This window comes from bacterium (assembly GCA_019912885.1).
Taxonomy (GTDB): domain Bacteria; phylum Lernaellota; class Lernaellaia; order JACKCT01; family JACKCT01; genus JAIOHV01.
In genome coordinates this window covers 1-16,918 of sequence record JAIOHV010000210.1, presented here as the reverse complement: position 1 = coordinate 16,918, position 16,918 = coordinate 1, and the positions used below count along the sequence as shown (strand labels likewise).

The 16,918-nt window shown below is 65.2% G+C and carries 16 protein-coding genes; 6 read left to right on the top strand and 10 right to left on the bottom strand.

Annotation, left to right across the window (positions count from 1 at the left end; translation table 11 throughout):
- Positions 1-530 precede the first annotated feature (530 nt).
- A complete protein-coding gene (locus K8I61_18780; GenBank protein ID MBZ0274091.1) occupies positions 531-2,648 on the bottom strand; it encodes an NADPH-dependent 2,4-dienoyl-CoA reductase in 2,118 nt (705 codons plus the stop codon).
- Positions 2,649-2,748: 100 nt separating this feature from the next.
- Between K8I61_18780 and K8I61_18775 the strand changes: the two genes are divergently transcribed.
- On the top strand, positions 2,749-4,092 hold the full coding sequence (locus K8I61_18775) for a hypothetical protein (protein ID MBZ0274090.1): 1,344 nt from the start codon (positions 2,749-2,751) through the stop codon (positions 4,090-4,092).
- A 95-nt stretch (positions 4,093-4,187) separates the two neighbouring features.
- Positions 4,188-4,610, top strand: coding sequence for a hypothetical protein (locus tag K8I61_18770; protein ID MBZ0274089.1), 423 nt, complete (start codon positions 4,188-4,190; stop codon positions 4,608-4,610).
- 71 nt (positions 4,611-4,681) lie between these two features.
- Here K8I61_18770 and recO read toward each other — a convergent pair whose 3' ends face one another.
- Positions 4,682-5,566: a DNA repair protein RecO gene (recO, locus tag K8I61_18765; protein ID MBZ0274088.1), complete on the bottom strand. Its 885-nt coding sequence runs from the start codon at positions 5,564-5,566 to the stop codon at positions 4,682-4,684.
- Positions 5,563-6,309, bottom strand: a complete 747-nt coding sequence (rlmB, locus tag K8I61_18760) for a 23S rRNA (guanosine(2251)-2'-O)-methyltransferase RlmB (protein ID MBZ0274087.1) — start codon at positions 6,307-6,309, stop codon at positions 5,563-5,565. Before rlmB ends, recO begins: the two co-directional genes overlap by 4 nt.
- A 123-nt stretch (positions 6,310-6,432) precedes the next feature.
- Between rlmB and K8I61_18755 the strand changes: the two genes are divergently transcribed.
- Positions 6,433-6,969: an RNA methyltransferase gene (locus K8I61_18755; GenBank protein MBZ0274086.1), complete on the top strand. Its 537-nt coding sequence runs from the start codon at positions 6,433-6,435 to the stop codon at positions 6,967-6,969.
- A 91-nt stretch (positions 6,970-7,060) separates the two neighbouring features.
- On the opposite strand, the gene K8I61_18750 is transcribed toward K8I61_18755, so the two are convergent.
- The 3 genes from K8I61_18750 to K8I61_18740 form a co-directional block, all read right to left on the bottom strand.
- Positions 7,061-7,903, bottom strand: a complete 843-nt coding sequence (locus tag K8I61_18750) for an ABC transporter permease (protein MBZ0274085.1) — start codon at positions 7,901-7,903, stop codon at positions 7,061-7,063.
- The gene (locus tag K8I61_18745; GenBank protein ID MBZ0274084.1) at positions 7,900-8,718 is read right to left on the bottom strand and encodes an ABC transporter permease; all 819 of its coding nucleotides are present in this window, start codon (positions 8,716-8,718) and stop codon (positions 7,900-7,902) included. Before K8I61_18745 ends, K8I61_18750 begins: the two co-directional genes overlap by 4 nt.
- A gap of 154 nt (positions 8,719-8,872) precedes the next feature.
- Positions 8,873-9,862 carry an ABC transporter ATP-binding protein gene (locus K8I61_18740; protein ID MBZ0274083.1) on the bottom strand — a complete coding sequence of 330 codons (990 nt, stop codon included), beginning with the start codon at positions 9,860-9,862 and terminating at the stop codon, positions 8,873-8,875.
- A 159-nt stretch (positions 9,863-10,021) separates the two neighbouring features.
- Here K8I61_18740 and K8I61_18735 point away from each other — a divergent pair, with 159 nt between their 5' ends.
- From K8I61_18735 to K8I61_18725, 3 genes are all read left to right on the top strand, one after another.
- Complete coding sequence (locus K8I61_18735; protein MBZ0274082.1) at positions 10,022-10,681, top strand: YdeI/OmpD-associated family protein; 660 nt, start codon at positions 10,022-10,024, stop codon at positions 10,679-10,681.
- A 150-nt stretch (positions 10,682-10,831) separates the two neighbouring features.
- Entirely contained in the window at positions 10,832-11,710 is an 879-nt protein-coding gene (gene dapA / locus K8I61_18730; protein ID MBZ0274081.1) for a 4-hydroxy-tetrahydrodipicolinate synthase, read from the top strand.
- A gap of 274 nt (positions 11,711-11,984) precedes the next feature.
- Entirely contained in the window at positions 11,985-12,821 is an 837-nt protein-coding gene (locus K8I61_18725; protein ID MBZ0274080.1) for a hypothetical protein, read from the top strand.
- Between the two features lie 93 nt (positions 12,822-12,914).
- Here the strand turns inward: K8I61_18725 and K8I61_18720 are convergent, their stop codons facing one another.
- Genes K8I61_18720 through K8I61_18705 form a run of 4 tightly spaced genes read right to left on the bottom strand, consistent with a single transcriptional unit; the run spans position 12,915 to position 16,617 of the window.
- Entirely contained in the window at positions 12,915-14,612 is a 1,698-nt protein-coding gene (locus tag K8I61_18720) for a hypothetical protein (GenBank protein ID MBZ0274079.1), read from the bottom strand.
- Positions 14,609-15,061 carry a DUF721 domain-containing protein gene (locus K8I61_18715; protein MBZ0274078.1) on the bottom strand — a complete coding sequence of 151 codons (453 nt, stop codon included), beginning with the start codon at positions 15,059-15,061 and terminating at the stop codon, positions 14,609-14,611. The genes K8I61_18720 and K8I61_18715 overlap by 4 nt, the downstream gene beginning before the upstream one ends.
- 10 nt (positions 15,062-15,071) lie before the next feature.
- A complete protein-coding gene (locus tag K8I61_18710) occupies positions 15,072-15,347 on the bottom strand; it encodes a hypothetical protein (GenBank protein MBZ0274077.1) in 276 nt (91 codons plus the stop codon).
- A 28-nt stretch (positions 15,348-15,375) separates the two neighbouring features.
- Positions 15,376-16,617 carry a DUF1015 family protein gene (locus tag K8I61_18705; GenBank protein ID MBZ0274076.1) on the bottom strand — a complete coding sequence of 414 codons (1,242 nt, stop codon included), beginning with the start codon at positions 16,615-16,617 and terminating at the stop codon, positions 15,376-15,378.
- Positions 16,618-16,918: the final 301 nt, after the last annotated feature.

Genomic DNA, 16,918 nt, shown 5'->3' with positions numbered 1-16,918 from the left:
CATCCGCTACTTCGACCAGTTGGGAGTCCCCCGGCTGGCCGCGTGACCTCAACTCGCCGAACCGCCGGATGCGGACCCGCTTGTCCGGTGGTGTGGCAGGGGAACTCCGAGGCTATTCCTCGGAGCCCCTATGCCGATTGTGGCGCGGACGTCGGCGTCGAGCACGCGCCTCGTCGCCGACAGCGTCAATATGGACAATATCTTGGCCATATATCCCAACGATCGTCCAATTTCCGCGCTGACTGACAAGTGTGACGTTTTACAAATGTGCTACGACGCGACGTCATCCTGAGGCGAGCGAAGCGAGCCGAAGGATCTTGCCGGTCCCGGTCGACGCGTGGCCGTCAGCCGGGGCGAGCCGGATCCTTCGCTTCGCTCAGGATGACGAAACGCGCACTCGATGTCGAATCGCGCTCGGGATGACGAAACGCGCTCGAGTTTTCCAGGACGCGCTCTCGATGACGGAGTCGCGCTTGGGATGAGAGCGTCGAAATCGGCACGACGCAGTCGCACGGACTCAATCCTCAATCCTATATTTTTGCCGCAACCTCGGCGCCCTGGCGGATGGCGCGTTTGGCGTCGAGTTCCGCGGCGACGTCCGCGCCGCCGATGAGGTGCACCGCGACGCCCGCGGCGGTGAGCGCATCGTAAAGCTCGCGGCGCGGTTCCTGCCCGGCGCAGACGACGACGGTATCCACATCGAGCACGCGTGTCTCGTCGCCCGCGCGGATGTGCAACCCCGCGTCGTCGATGCGTTCGTAGGTCACGCCGGCGAGATGATGGACGCCGCGCCTTTTAAGCTGCGTTCGGTGGATCCAGCCTGTCGTTTTTCCCAATCCCTCGCCGTGCTTTGAGGTCTTGCGTTGCAGCAGATACACCGTGCGCGGGGATGGCGGCGACGCGCCGCCGGTCAGGCCGCCCGCGCTGGTGACCGTCGGATCGACGCCCCATTCGGCGAGGAAGGCGGTGATGTCCGGGGAGATGGCCGTGTCGCTGTTGCCACCAACCCGCTCCCTCACGGTCGCGGCTCTGTCGTCGGTCGCGGCTCTGTCGTCGGTCGCGGCTCCGTTATCCGTGGCGGCTCCGTTATCGGCGTGCGTGAGATATTCCGCGACGTCGAATCCGATGCCGCCCGCGCCGACGATCGCGACGCGCTCGCCCGCGGGTTTTCCGCCAAGCAGCAGGTCGACATAGCTCATCACCTTCGGATGATCCAGGCCGTCGATCTCGGGCATGCGAGGCGTGACGCCGGTCGCGAGAATGACGGCGTCAAAATCCGCAAGGTCCGCCGCGCTCGCGCGGGTGTTGAGGCGCTGCGTCACGCGGAGCTTGACGAGCGACGTGCGGAAGTAGCGCAGCGTCTCCCGGAATTCCTCCTTGCCCGGAATCCTCACCGCCATCTGGAGTTGCCCGCCGATATCGCCCGACGCCTCGAACAGCGTCACGTCGTGCCCGCGCTCGGCGGCGACCATCGCCGCGGACACGCCCGCCGGCCCGGCGCCGACGACGGCGACGCGCTTGGGTGCGTCGATCTTTTCATAGACGAGCTCCGTCTCGTGGCACGCGCGCGGATTGACGAGGCAGCTTGCGATCTGCAGTTCGAAGATGTGATCCAGGCACGCCTGGTTGCACGCGATGCACGTGTTGATCTCGTCCGCGCGCCCGGCCGCGGTCTTGGCGACGAAGTGCGAATCCGCGAGCATCGGCCGCGCCATCGACACCATGTCCGCCTGCCCACTCGCGAGAATCGTTTCGGCGACCTCGGGCGTGTTGATGCGGTTTGTGGCGACAAGCGGCACGCGCACCTCGCGTTTCATGCGTTCGGTCACCCACGTGAACACCGCGCGCGGCACGCTCATCGCGATCGTGGGGACGCGCGCTTCGTGCCAACCGATGCCGGTGTTGATGATCGTCGCGCCGGCGTTTTCGATCTCCTTGCCAAGGCGCACGATCTCTTCCCACGTGCTTCCGCCGTCCACGAGATCGAGCATCGAGAGGCGATAGATGACGATGAAATCGTCCCCCGCCTTTTCGCGCGCGCGGCGAACGCACGCGACCGGAAACCGCATGCGCTTTTCGTACGTGCCGCCCCAGTCGTCGGTGCGCCGGTTTGTGCGCGCGGCGGTGAACTGGTTAAGCAAATAGCCCTCGCTCCCCATCACCTCCACTCCGTCGTAGCCTGCCTCGCGCGCCAGGCGCGCCGCTTCGCCGAAATCCTCGATCGTTTGCAGCACCTCGTCGTGCGTCAACTCGTGCGGCGGAAAGAAATTGATCGGCGCCTGAATGGGGCTTGGCGCGACGAGCTTGTCGTGAAACGCGTATCGCCCGGTGTGCAGGATCTGCATGGCGATCTTGCCGCCGGCCGCGTGAACGGCGTCGGTGATGACGCGGTGATTCACGACATCCTCGGCGGTCTGCATCGACGCGGCCGTCGGATACGCGCGGCCGGCGTCGTTTGGCGCGATGCCGCCGGTGACGATCAGCCCGACCTGGCCGCGCGCGCGTTCGGCGAAGAACGCGGCCATGCGGGCAAAGCCGTTTTCCGCTTCCTCCAGGCCCGTATGCATGGAACCCATGAGGACGCGGTTTTTAAGCCGGGTGAAACCGAGATCGAGCGGGGCGAGAAGGTGCGGATAGGTGTTTGTCATTTTGGATTTCGGATTGGGGATTTCGGATTTTGAGTCGCAATGGACCGAATGGACATTATGGACCCGATGGACAAAAGGCAACGAGTGCCGAAAATGCGCTATGCCTACACGCAACCGGACGGCGTTTGTTTTTGCGGCGGTCGTTTGTTTCGCAACGGGGTTTTTCGCCGTCGACGCCCACGCGCAGGGCACGGGACTGTATCCCATCGGCGAGCGCGCGTCGGGCATGGGCGGGGCGTATATCGGCCTTGCGAACGACGCATCGGGCGGCTGGTACAATCCGGCCGGTCTCGCGTACGCGGACAGCCTGCGTTTTTCGCTGACAGGCACGGCGTACGGCTACGCGCGCATCACATACGAAAACGCCTTCAAGTTCGGCAAGATCGACGAAGATCTGGAGTCGCGCGAGATCACGTCGCACCCGACGTCTTTCGGCACGGTGTATCGGTTCGACTCGCTGAAGTTCTCCGACCCCGGACCGCAGCGGGACGCGCTCGGGTTTTCGATCGTCGTGCCGGACTACTTTTACTTCCGCGATCTGGCGAGCTTCGACTCCGACCGGCACGTGTTGTCGGTGACAGAGGAATCGAAAACGTATTGGGCCGGGCCGTCATACGCGCGGCGCATCCGTCACGATCTGTCGATCGGCGCGACGCTGTTCGGCCTTTTGGGGCAGGAGCGTTACCGCTCGTACTGGACGGGCAAACTCGACGAAGACTCTTTCGACGTGCTCGAGGACGAGCTTTCGCTTTCGGCCTACAGCGAGGAGAACCGCCTGACGTTCGGCGCGCTCGTGCTTGGCGGCATCCGCTACGTGTTCGCGCCGTGGAGCGTCGGCGCCATCGTGCGTTCGCCGTCGATGCAGCTTTACGGCGAGGGCGATTCGGCGACCGACATCTTCGTGGGTTACCAAGACGAGCACGATCTCGATCAGGAGTTCGTCGAGTTTGAGCCCAAACGCGAGGATCCGCTTCTTGTCGGCGGCGGCATCGCGTACGAAAAATCACGGCGCTTCACGATCTCCGCGGACGTGCTCTACACCGCCGGCGCGTCCTACAAGGACGCGGACAAGGATTCCGTCGCCTCCGATGTCAAACTGAAGGCCGTGACCGACGTGCGCGCGGGCGTGGAGTATTACGTCACCAAATCCGTGCCGCTGCGCGCGGGCTTCTTCACGGATTTCGCCCAGGAAGACACGGACGAGGATAACCAGCAGACGTCCGTCGATCTCTACGGTCTCACCCTGGCAGGCGGCATCCGCCATTCGCAATACACGTTTAACCTCGGCGTCAACTACGTCTTCGGTGACGGCACGACGTTCGTCCCCGCCGTCACGGAGCGCGGCGGCGAGATCGTGGACGAGGTCGAACGCACGAGCGTGACCGCCGAGGCGATCAGCCTGGTGATATCGACGTCGTACCGGTTCGGAACGGGGGACGAGTAGAAACGAGAATAGAGAAAACGAGAAATGAGAGCCGGTCGATATTCGTGATAGGATACTTCGGCGCTCGCGGCGCCGGACGGTTTTTGGAGGGACCGATGACACGCTATGGACATCGTGTTTTTACCGCTGCCATCACGGGGATCGTGACCTTCGCCTTGATGATGTTCGCCGCCTTTTTGTTTTCATGCGGGGATGACGACGACGATTGTGGCGATGGAAAGCCGATTGACAAGGCGTGTACCGACGACCCACAGGAATCGCCCTGCACCATCGATTGCGATGAAAAATATCAGGCGTGTCTTGACCAGTGTTCCGATGAGTTTCCGGAATCGTCCTCCTCGGACGACGACCCTTGCTACAATATCGACGGGGAGAGCGCCTATCTTCCGTCGAGTCCGGAACACGAGCCGTATTGCAGTTGCCTGAACACCTGCGCCGAGACAAGCCACGCCTGTTATGACGATTGCGGTGCTTTCGAGTGTTACGATATGTGCGTGGATGGTTGTTGTTATTCGTGATTCGCTGGCGGCGTGGCCGTCTACGGGGGCCGGCCAGATCCTTCGCTTCGCTCAGGATGACAGAGTGGCGCTCAGGATGATGTCTGCCCGTCCGATGACGTCGGCCCGTCGGACGAAGTTTGCCGGTCGGATGATATTTGTCCGTCGGGTGCGTTCTGCACCGCGCCGTCGCCGGAAACTTCGTCCCTTGCCGAAATCATCGTTTCCGGCTTTGGCAGGCGGCGCGCGTAGCGCAGCGCCGTGAGCGGGGCGCCGATGTGGTGCTCGATCTGGCGGGGCAGGATGTTCGCGAGCGCGTCGGCGTCGGCCTTCACGTAGGGGAGATGGTAGAGCTCGCCTGTCGGCGCGACGAGCATCTTGCGCAAAAGGTGCAGCGCCGACGGGCGAAGCTCGGTCAGCTCATGGCCGGCCGCGCAGCGCAGGCACACGACGCCCGTGCGCAACACGGAGTAGCAACAGCCGGCGTGATCGCCGATGCGCCGGTTACACGCGACGCACCGATCGACCGCCGGTGCAAGGCCCGCCTCGACGAGCACGCGCGCCTCGAACGCGCGCATCACCACGCCGCGCACGCCGCCTTCATCGAGCGCTTCGAGCGCGAGCACGGCGGCGTCAAACATTGCGGGCTCAGCCTGGTCCTCCACCGAAAAGCGCCGCAGCACCTCCACGATGTGCGAGGCCGCCGCGACACCCGCGACGGTGGCGGAAAGGTTCGCGTAGGCACTGAGCAGCTCGCCCGAATCCGCACGCATCAGTTCGCCGCGTCCCTTCGCGAGCTTGAGCCGCACGTGGTGCGCGATGTCGAAGACGTTCGCGAAGCGCTTTTGGCTTTTCGCCGCGCCGGGAACGATCGCGTGGACGATGCCCGCCTCGCGCGTCACGAGCCACACGATGCGATCGGACTCGCGAAACGGAATGACGCGCGCGACGAGCGCCTCGGCATCGCGCGGCGTCACGGCCGCTTTCCGCTTTGCGCCCGCCGGCGCGCGGCCTCATACATCGCGCATGCCGCCGCCGCGGCGACATTCAGCGACGCGACGGACCCGCCGATGGGGATGCGCACGAGCGCGTCCGCCGCGCGTTTCATGATGGGGCGCAGGCCATGTCCTTCGCTGCCGAGAATCAGCGCGCAATCGCCGGACAGATCCGCATCGGCGATGGCGGTCTCGCCGGCCGCGTCGAGCGCCCAGCACCAGAAGCCGTCTTCCTTCAGTTTCTCGCAAACGCGCACGAGGTTCGCCTCGCGCACGATCGGCACCTGCTCCGCCGCGCCGGCGGCGACCTTCAACACCACGGGCGTCACGTCGGCGCTGCGGTCCTTGGGCAGCACGACAAACGCGTTCCCGAACGCGCCCGCGCTGCGCAGGATCGCGCCGACGTTGTGCGGGTCGGTCACACCATCGAGCAATACGGCCGTGCGCGCGCCTATGGGGAAACGCGCGAGCGCATCGGCGAGCGTCGCGTACGCAAACGGCGCAAGCTCCGCGGCGATGCCCTGATGATGCCGGCCGTGCGGGCAAAGGCGGTCCAGCATCGCTCGATCGACCAGCGCGACGCGCACGCCCGCGCTCTCCGCCTGCTTGAGAATCGCGGTGTGGCGATCCTTCGCGCGACCCTCGACGAGCACACGTTTGACGCGCGCGCTTCCGGCTTCGAGCGCGGCGGCGACGGCGTGCGTTCCAAAGGCGTGGTCAGACAAGAGGGTTCCTTTTTTTTGCGGCGTTACAAGACGCGCGCCGTCCATTCTGTCCATCGCGTCCATGATGTCCATTGGGCAAAAAAACCGGTGGACAATTTGGACATTATGGACACGATGGACGTCATGGACCGACCGATCGACGCCGCCACGGCGCGCCACCCCGTCCACATCATCCTCGACAACATCCGCTCGGCCTTCAACGTGGGGTCGATCTTCCGCACCGCGGACGCGGGCCTGGCCGCGCACATCCACCTGTGCGGCTACACCTGCCATCCGCCGAACGCCAAGCTCGCGAAGACGGCGCTCGGAGCGGAGCACGCGGTGCCATGGAGCCGGCATCGCGGCGCCGAGGACGCGATCGAGATGTTGTCGGCCGAAGGAGTGCCCGTCGTCGCGATCGAGACGGTGCATGGCGCGCGGCCGTATCACACCTTCGACTGGCCGCGCCCGGTCGCGATCGTCTTTGGCCATGAGGTGCGTGGCGTGCGTGACGAGGTGCTCGCGCGATGCGACGAGGTGGTCTGCCTGCCGATGCAGGGCGTGAAGAACACGATCAACGTCGCCACCGCGTTCGGCGTCGTGCTCTACGAGATCCTGCGCCGCTGGGGCGCGTTGCCGAACGAGACGTCGATGCGGCATGAGCCGGGGCGAAGTGAGTGAGAAATTTGGAATTGGGAATTGCGAATGGGGAATGCTCGCAGAACGGGAGTTTTCCGGTATTCCCAATTCCCAATTCCGAATTCGCAATTCCTCAGTAGTTCGTCGTCTGGTCCAGCGTGCCCGCGCGCTTGGCGGCGTTTTCGCACACGTTGAAAATGTACAGCGAAAAGGCGGCGAAGCCGACCGTGAGGAACGTCAGAAGGCCGACGATCGACGGCGTCGTCAATCGTTCGAGCAGTGGCGAGAATCCCTGCGCATCGAAGGCGCGGCGCACAAGCTCCATCCAGTACGTCATCGGAAGCGGCAGGCCGACCGCGCGCAGCAGCCCGGGCAGAAGGTCGATGGGATAGATTACGCCGCAGAAGATGAGAAACACGGCGCCCGCGCCCTCGGCCATCATCATGGAGTGGCGCGCGGTCACGAGGCAAAACCCCGCGAACGCGAGGCCGACGCACCCCGCGCCGGCGATGCCGAGCAACGTCGCGTACGCGAGTAGCCCCGGGTGCACGTGCTCCGGTCCGATCGGCAGGCCGAGCACGAGCCAGCCGAACAAAAGGAGGATCGCCAGCGAGACGCACGCGACAAGCAGCACCACCATCGCGCGCCCCAGGATGTAGAGCCAGAACGGCATCGGCGCGATGTAGATGTAGCGGATGATGCGAAAGTGCTCGCGATCCTGGATCACCACCCAGGAGATGCCGCCGGAAACCGCGATGAAGATGGTGAAAAACGCCTGCGCGACGTAGATCGCGACAAAGCGCTCATCGTTCGCCGGATTCGCCGTGACGAGGCGATAGATGAAAAACAGGATGAGGCATTGCGCCATCGGCCGGATCGCGGCGTAGGCGAAATAGAACCACTTGTTCGTCCAGTTCGACTCGTTCTGCCAGCCGAGCCACATCGCGTTTTTGAGGGCGACGTACATCTCGCTCATTGCCACTTCTCCGAGAGCGTGCCGTCGCGCCGCCCCTTGGCTTCCATGCGTGCGAGAAACTGCACCGACGCGAACGAGAAAACGACGAACATGACGCAAAGCGCGGCGAGCTCGATGCGCCAGGTCAGAAACGACATCAGCGGATAGCCGGGCACGCAAAGCTGCCGGAGCGCGTCAAGGCCGATCGAGATCGGCAGCAGGGACGCGACGACGGAGATCACAAAGCCGAGATTCTTGAGCGGGAAATACGTGCCGGTCAGCATGAAGACCGGCTCCATCAGCACGATGTTGATCTTGATGCCCTTGCGGCCGGTCACGAAATACACACTCGCCGCGGCCATGCCCATCGCGAACAGCGCCGCGAGCGTGACGACCGCGATGGCGGTGAACGCGGGCCAGTTCGTCACGTTCATTTCGACCTTGAACAGGACGATGCCGAGAATGATGATGAGGATGCTGCGCAGCCCGCCCATGAACAGGCCGCCAATGGCCATGCCGAGCAACAGCGCGATCGGGTGCGCGGGGGACGAGAGGTAGATGTCGAGGTTGCCCATCTCCTTTTCCCAGTAGAACTGCATCGCCATCGCCCACAACACGACGAGCCACATGGGGATCATCGCCGCGCCGGTGATGATGATGCCCTCCATCATCTTCGGCATGCCGAGCGAGCGGTAAAGCAGGATGTACGCGGTCACCGCGAGCATCGGCAAAAGGATCTCCGTCGCCACCCAGGAGATCTCGCGGTTCGCGCCGACGATGCGCACGTACGCGCGCGCCTTCATCGCGCGGAAGCCGGTGACGAAGGCCGATGTCATGGCGCGTGGTGGTGTGCGGAAAATGGAGCGCGGGCCGGTTCGAATGGGGAATTGCGAATGGCGAATGGCGAATTTTCATCGCAAGGAGCCGTCGACGCTAATGTACGCCTTGCGATGGCATTCCCCATTCCCAAATCCCAATTCCCCAATCCAGTCATTCCGCCGATTCCAGCGGGCGGCCGACGATCTTCAGGAACAGATCCTCCAGATCCGGCTCGCGCTTGCCGAAGGACTCCACCTTGTAGCCCCGGTCCTTCGCCGCCTGAAGGACGATGACGAGCGCCTCGTCCGCGGTCAGGTGAAAGCGCGTTTCGAAGATGCCGTTGGCCTCCGGCCGCGCGAGCAGCTGCGGATCGCGCACCGCGTCGCCCGCGCCGGAAAGGAAAGCCAGGTCCGGTTCGCCGCCTGAAAGCTCCAGCCGATACACCGCGCCTTCGCCCATCTTCCGGCGCAGCGCGGCGGGGGTGTCGCATTCGACGATCTGACCTCGGTCGATGATCGCGATGCGGTCGCACAAAAGCTCCGCTTCGGCCATGTAGTGCGTCGTGAGAAAGACGGTTTTTTCGGGGTGGTCGTGCGTCCAGTTCTTGATCGTGCCGCGCACCTCGCGCGCGATGTGCACGTCGAGCCCCAGCGTCGGCTCGTCCAGAAACAGGATCTTCGGGTCGGTCACGAATCCTCGGATGATGTTCGTCTTTTGCCGCATGCCCGTGGAAAGCTTGTTCACCTTCGTCTTGCGGTCCGCCGTCAATCCGAAGATGTCGAGGTAATGCCGGATGCGCTCGCGCGCGACCGAGCTTGGAATCCCGTAGAACTGCGAGAACATCCAGATGTTCTCCTCGACATTCAGGATGCCGTAGCCGCTTGTTTCTCCGCCGGAGACCATGCTGATCAGGCGGCGCACCGCCTTGGTGTCCTTCACGACGTCCTTGCCGTCAACGTACGCCTCGCCGCTTGTCGGGTAGAGCAGCGTGCAGAGGATCTTGATGAGCGTCGTCTTGCCCGCGCCGTTCGGGCCGAGGAATCCGAAAATTTCGCCCGCGCCGACTTCGATGTTGACGTTCTTCAGCGCGGTGTGGACGGGACCGCCGCGCTTCTTGCTGAACGTGCGGTAGAGATCCCTGGTCAGGATGGCGGGCGGCAAGGTTTCCTCGCGAGGGGCAAACGCGGGCGCATGGGGTGCGTTTGCGTAAAAAGGCAATCCCGGCGAAAACCGGGCGTGCGATTCTCAAGGCGCGGGGCGCGTGGTGTCAAGCGAATTTTCGCTGGCGATTTCGTAACGAGTCTCGCTATATTCCTCGTCATGCCCGACAAGCCCGACTACGACATCCTCCCGTTCGCCTCCGCGGCGGCGTGGGAAAAATGGCTCGCGAAGCACCACGCGAAGGCGGGCGGCGTGTGGATCCGTTTCTACAAAAAACATACGGGAACGCCGACCGTGACGTACGCCGAGGCGCTCGACGTTGCGCTCTGCTATGGCTGGATCGACGGGCAGCTCCGGCGCGAAAACGACGAAACGTACATTCAGAAATTCACGCCGCGGCGCGCGCGGAGCATCTGGTCCAAACGCAATACCGAACACGTCGCGCGCCTCATCGACGAAGGCCGCATGAAACCTTCGGGCCAGGCCCGGATCGACGCCGCCAAGGCCGACGGCCGTTGGGACGCCGCCTACGAATCGCCCGCGAACACGGAAATGCCCGATGATTTTCTGAAGGCGGTGGCGCGCAACAAGATGGCGAAGGCGACGTTCGACAAGCTGACCCGCGCGAACCGGTTCGCGATCGCGTATCGCCTTCAGTCGGCCAGGCGTCCCGAGACGCGCGAACGGCGAAAAAAAGCGATGCTCGACGCGCTCGCGGCGGGCGAAACGATCAACATCTTCTCGGCAGGGAAGGAAGCCGCGAAAGAAAAACCGCAAAGACGCAAAGAAGGCGTGAAGGGCACGAGCGAAAACCGATAAACGGCGTCGCCTCGTGCCGTTTGAAATTTTGGCGATCGTCACCCGCCATCCGCCCGAACGCGCACGATACGAACGCTTATCCGGCGCCGGAGGTTTGCAGCCCCCGCCCCGCGTGTTAGTAAACGGATGTCGAAAAAGGAGCGACAAGACATGATGTTCAAGGGGGTGTTTACCGCGCTGGTGACGCCGGTGCGGCGGGGGGAAATCGATCTGGACGCCGTGGCGCGCCTGGCCGAGCGGCAGATCGAGGCGGGCGTACACGGCCTCGTGGCCTGCGGCTGCACGGGCGAGCAGGCGACGATGACATCGGACGAGGACCGCGACGTCTGGAAGACGGTGGTTCGCGTCGCGAAGAAGCGCGTTCCGGTCGTGGCCGGGTCGGGCAGCAACAACACCGCAACGGCCATCGATCACTCGCGCGAGGCCGAGGCCGACGGTTGCGACGCGGTCATGCTCATCACGCCGTATTACAACAAACCGACGCAGGACGGGCTCTTCCGCCATTACGAGGCAATCGCGAACTCCGTGAAGGTGCCGGTGATGCTCTACAACGTCCCCGGACGCACGGCCTGCCACATCGAGCCGGAAACCGTCGCGCGCCTCGCCAGGGTGCCGAATATCCGTTCGCTGAAGGAGGCGTCCGGCACCGTCGGCGCGAGCGCCTGGGCGGTGAAACTCGTCGATGACGATTTTTCCGTGATGTCCGGCGATGACCCGATGTTCTTGCCGTTGATGCCGATCGGGGTGCGCGGCGTGGTGTCGGTGGCGTCTAACGTCGTCCCCGGGCCGATGGCCGAGATGTACGAAAAATACGTCGCGGGCGACGTCGAGGGCGCGCGGACGGTCTACTACCGCCTGTTGCCGCTTTTCAAGGCGCTGTTCATCGAGACAAATCCGATTCCGGTCAAGGCGGCACTGGCCATGATGGGCCTGTGCGAAAACGAGTTCCGCCTGCCGATGACGCCGATGACCGAAAGCAACGCCGAAAGATTGCGCGGCGTACTGGCCGGGCTGGGTCTCGTGGACTGAGTTTTACCGCGAAGACGCGAAGGACAGGGGAAGAGTCTGGAAGTCTGAAAGTCCGGGAGTCTGGAAGGTCATCGAGAATCGCCGTTCACCGCATCGCCGTTCACCGCGAAGACGCGTGGGAGGCGGAGACATTTGGAACCGCGACCGCCAGGGAGCAGGTACATTACCCGGTACGAACCGCGACCATGAGGGAGCGGGTCTCCCCGGTACGAACCGCGACCATGAGGGAGCGGGTTTGGATGAACCGCGATATCCCGCTAAAGGAGTGTAGCCGATGCGTTATCGATTCATCCTATTTCTGGCTCTCGCGATTGCCGCGTTGCTCGGCATGCCGAAAACTGGTCCGGCGGAGGTCGGCGCCGACACCGAGGCGACCGAGGATGCACCCGTCTGCCTGGACGCCGGCGTGGAGCAGCTATTCGAGGCAACCGTCACCTTCCATAGCCCCGACGGCGAGGGAATGAAGGGCGCGCAGATCTGGATCGGCGACACGTGGGAGTTCGGCGACGTCTTCGCGCCCGCGGCCGGTTCGATCCCCGGCGCGTGGTCCGTCCAGGTGAACCCCGCGGGCAACGTCGTGGAATGGGAGTTCACGCGCGAGAACGACGAGCCCGGCGGCGGCCTCGTTGACGGCGAGTCCGTGACGTTCACATTCGAAGCGACCGCCGGCGACCCGGGCGAGAACGTGGACCTCTACGTTTTCGGCGACGTGGCCGCGCCGGCCGTACCGCACGAGCGCATGATCCCGCTCGGCTGGGATGTTTGCGCCGGCGACGACGACACGGGCGATGATGACACGGGCGATGACGATTCCGCGGACGACGACACCGGCGACGACGATACGGGCGACGACGACACGGGCGACGATGATTCCGCGGACGACGATAGCGCCGACGACGATATGGACGATGATTTCGACGACGATGCGTCAGACGACGACTTCGACGACGACATGGATGACGACACGGACGACGACGATTTCAACGACGATGACACCGGGCCGGATGACGACGACGCGGATGACGACGACGAAAACGGCGATCCGTCAAACATCGATCCCGACGAACGCGGGGATGACGAGGGCGATTCCGGCGGATGCGGGAGTTGTTAGGACGAGGATTGAGGATCAAGGATCGAGGATTGCGTGAAACGCGGGGGCATCGGTGGTTGGCCGGCGCCTACGCCGCCATCCCGTTGCTCGATCTCAGGCGTACGCCCTGCGCCCGATTCCCGGATGCAGGCGGATGATCGGGCCTTCGAGGTACCAGGCGCCGTAGTTTTCGCCCGGCGGTATCGCCTGCGGGCCGGGCTGCACCTGCCAGTTCTCGACCGCGTCGGCGCCGCCCATCGGAAACGGATCCGTCCAGTAGCCCGTCTGGCTCATCGCGTCCTCGGCGTGAAGGCGTTTCACGTCAATCGCGTTGTTCAACACCGTCAGCCCCGTATGCCCGCCCGTCCAGCCGATGAAGACCATCGCGCGCGTCACCGCAAGGCGCATGAGCGGCCCCAGGCGCCCCACGGCGGCGCCCGCGTCCGCGGGCATGAGCCGGCCCCCGTCCACGTAAGAAAAGCGCGTCTGCCGCGACAGGCCGTGGCGGTACACGAAATCCAGATGCGCGGTCAGCATCAGCGCGTCGTCCACGCCGTCGCCGACGAGGTAGATGTCCGACTCGTCCGACAGGCCGTCGTAGATCGCCCGCATATCGTCGCCGAGCCTTTCCACACGCTCGCCGCGCTCGATCGCGGGCTGCATGCGCAGCGTCGCGGCGGTGGAGCCGTAGCCCACGATCGCCGCGAGCACGAGGGCGAGAAGGCGCGGGCTTTTGATCGCGCGGAACAGGTCGCCCGCGATGAGCGCGGCGACAAGGACCGGGCACAGGAACGCGGCGGACGCCGTCCCGCCGACGAACGCGGGATCGCCCATGCGATCCAGGCCGACAAGCACGGCGGCGAAAAACAGCGCGACAGGCACGAGGCGCCGCGCGTCCTCGAGCCCGCGATAGACCGCGGCCAATAGCACGGCCGTTCCGAACAGGATGGCCGAGATCGACCCCCACTTGCCGGCAAGTCCGGGCGCGACCAGGCCCTTGAGGCCGATGAGAATCTTGAACGCGGGGTTCGTGCCGTCGGCCAGCGCGCCGAACGGATGATCGAACGGCATGTCTGTCACCGCCGCGGCGGCGATAAAGGCGACGGCGGACGCCCCGACGAGGAACACGGCGGCGACGCGGCGCGCCGCCGGCATGGACGCCTCGCGCGGGCGGCCCATCGCCTCCACCCCCGCGACGAGAAACGGCGCGAAAAATCCGATCGGGTCCGTGGACACCGCCAAAAAGACGCACATGGTCGCCGCGAAAAGCTGGCCGTTGCCGCCGCGCCGCGCGAAGCGCGCGTAACAAAGGCCCGCCTGCGCGATCCACATGAGCGACAGCAGTGCCGGGCCGTTCGCGTACGTGGCGGACACGTCGCCGAGCACCGGCGCGACCGCGACGACGATCGCCCCGAACGCCGCGCGGCCGTCGTCGAAAAGCACGCGCAACAACGAAGCGGCGGAAAACACGGCGAGCAGGTGGATGACGCCCGCGAACGCCAGTTGCGCCCCGGGGTCCGGCCCGGCGATCACCTGCGCCAGGACGTGGTACATCCACACGCCCGGAAGGACGGTGCCGCTCGCGGCGATGGCGGGGCCGTTGATCATCATCGCCGTGCGCGAAAGGTACGGCAGCCACTCGGCCATCCCGCGCGCCGCGCCCGCGCGGATGACGTCCGTCTCCGCCTGGAAGTGCCCCGCGGCAAGGCCGCGATACGTGAACAGCATGACCGCCGCGGCCAACAGATACGCAAGCGCGAGCGAAACGCGGTCCGACGCCCGGGCCGACAGGCGCGCGCGATCGGGCGTCACGATCCGGTTTTCCCCGTCAGCGCGGCAGCAAGATCGGCGAGCGCGTCGCGCAACTCGGGACGGCGGGCGACCGCGGGATCGTCGAGCGCCGCGTCAAGGTGCGGGGCGCTTTCCGGATTCGGCACGCGCATCTTGCCTTTCGCGCGCAAGGCCGGCATTTCGCCGACCACGAAACGCACGCGGATGACATTGTCGCGCCCGACGACCTCTCCGGCGCGCTCGACGATTTCGTCCTCCAGGTATTTCAGCCGGTCGGCCACGGACGCGTCGTCGGTGCGCACGGCGAGCACGCGATCGCGCAACGATACCGGAACGCACGCGAGCGCGTTTGGCCGGCCGACGACATCCGGCCAGCGCGCCAGGATGTAAGCGAGGCGCGTGACGCGGCCCATGCGCTTGCCGCGAAACGCGGCGCCGACGACGGCTTTCATGTCGAGGGGAGCGTACATGGGCCGCGGGCTATCGGCGACCGGCGAGCGGTTTGCCCGCGCAATTTGTCACCCTGAGCGAAGCGAAGGGTCTGCGTTCGTTCCGGCGCGGTGCGAGATCCTTCGCTTCGCTCAGGATGACAAGCCTCAGGATGACAAGCCTAAAAACGGCCGTTGAAATTGACTTGTCGGGTCGCGTTTTGTCCATTGAGTCCATCGGGTCCATCGGGTCCATCGAGTCCATCGAGTCCATCGAGTCCACCGGGTCCACCGGGTCCATCATGTCCATGGCGTCCATTTTGTCCATTTCGGGCGCGGGCCCGAAGCGGTTGCGATCAGATCGGCCGCACCACGAGGCCCGACAGCAATTTCGGATCGAACCACGTCGACTTGGGCGGCATGATCGCGCCCGCGTCGGCGACGGCCAGCAGATCGTCCATCGACGTGGGCGGCACGGCGAGCGCGACCGCGCCGGGTTGTTTCGCGCAACGCGCCGCGAGCGCGTCGATCCCGCGCGATCCGCCGACGAACTCGATGCGCTTGTCGGTGCGCGGATCGTCGATGCCGAACACGGGCGAAAGAAGGCGCTCCTGCAAGACGCGCACGTCCAGATGCGCGGTCGGATCCGTATCGGAGCGCCGCGCGGCGCCTTCCGGCGCCGAAAGCCGCCACCAGCGGCCGTAAAGATACATGCCGAACGCGCCGGGGCGATCCGGTTGCGGCGTGTCCGTTTCCTCGACGGAAAAACGTTCGCGCACCGCGCGCATCACGTCATCCGCGCCGCGCCGGGCGTCGAGCACCAGGCGGTGATACGGCAGGATGCGCAACTCGTCGTGGGGGAACGCCGCGACCATCACGCCTTCGTACGCGGGCGTCGCGCCGGGCTTCGACGCAGCCACCTTCGATCCGCCCCGCTCCTCAAACAGGCGATGCGACGCGGCGATGCGGTGATGCCCGTCGGCGACGTAAAACGCGGGCTGCGCCGCGAACGCGGCGGCGAGCTTTCCGACCGTGTCCGCGTCCGGTACCCGCCAGATCTCGTGCGTCACCTGATCCGGGGCCGTGACGGTCACAAGCGGTTTGCCGCCCGCGACCTTTCGTCCGATGGCGCGGATCGTCTCCTCGGCGCGGAAGGTCAGGTACACCAGGCCGGTATTGGCGCCCGTCGCGTCGATATGCCGCATGCGGTCGTTTTCCTTGTCCGGCCGCGTCAGCTCGTGTTTTTTGATCGCGCCGGCCGCGTATTCGGACAGGCTCGCCTCGCCGATAACGCCCGTCTGCGCGTGGCCGCCGGCGCTGATGCGATAGACGTACATGGCGGGCGCGCGTTCGCGCACGAGCAGGCCGCGATCGATCAGCTCGAGCAGGTTGCGTCGCGCCCGGTGGTAGATGCGTTCGTCGTACGGATCGGCGCCAAACTCGAAATCGACCTCCGCGCGAATGACGCGCATGAAGCTGTCGGGCGCGGCGAGGCGGCGGGCCTCCTCGTCGGAGACGACGTCATACGGCGGGCACGCGACGCGCGAGGCGGCGTCAGGACGTGCGTACCAGGCCGGAAAGGGACGAAGAATGGGCATAGGACGTGCTCATGCGGGAAAGGGAAACGGCCCCGCGCGAACCCCCTGGTCCGGGGCTTCGCGGGAGCAAGGTCCGATTTTCCTCATTTTCCGCGAGATGTCACGCGCGCGGGAAAATCCGCGAGGCGCGGGCCGACTAACGCCGGCGGCCGGCCGCGGAATCGCATCGAAACCGGATGGGCGCGATCAGCCGCCGCAGCTTCCGCCGCCGCCGCCATCGTCGTCATCGTCGTCGCTGTCCTCGTCGTCGTCATCCGGATTGTTGCCTTGATCGCCCCAGTCGAAGAAGTCGTCCGTGTCG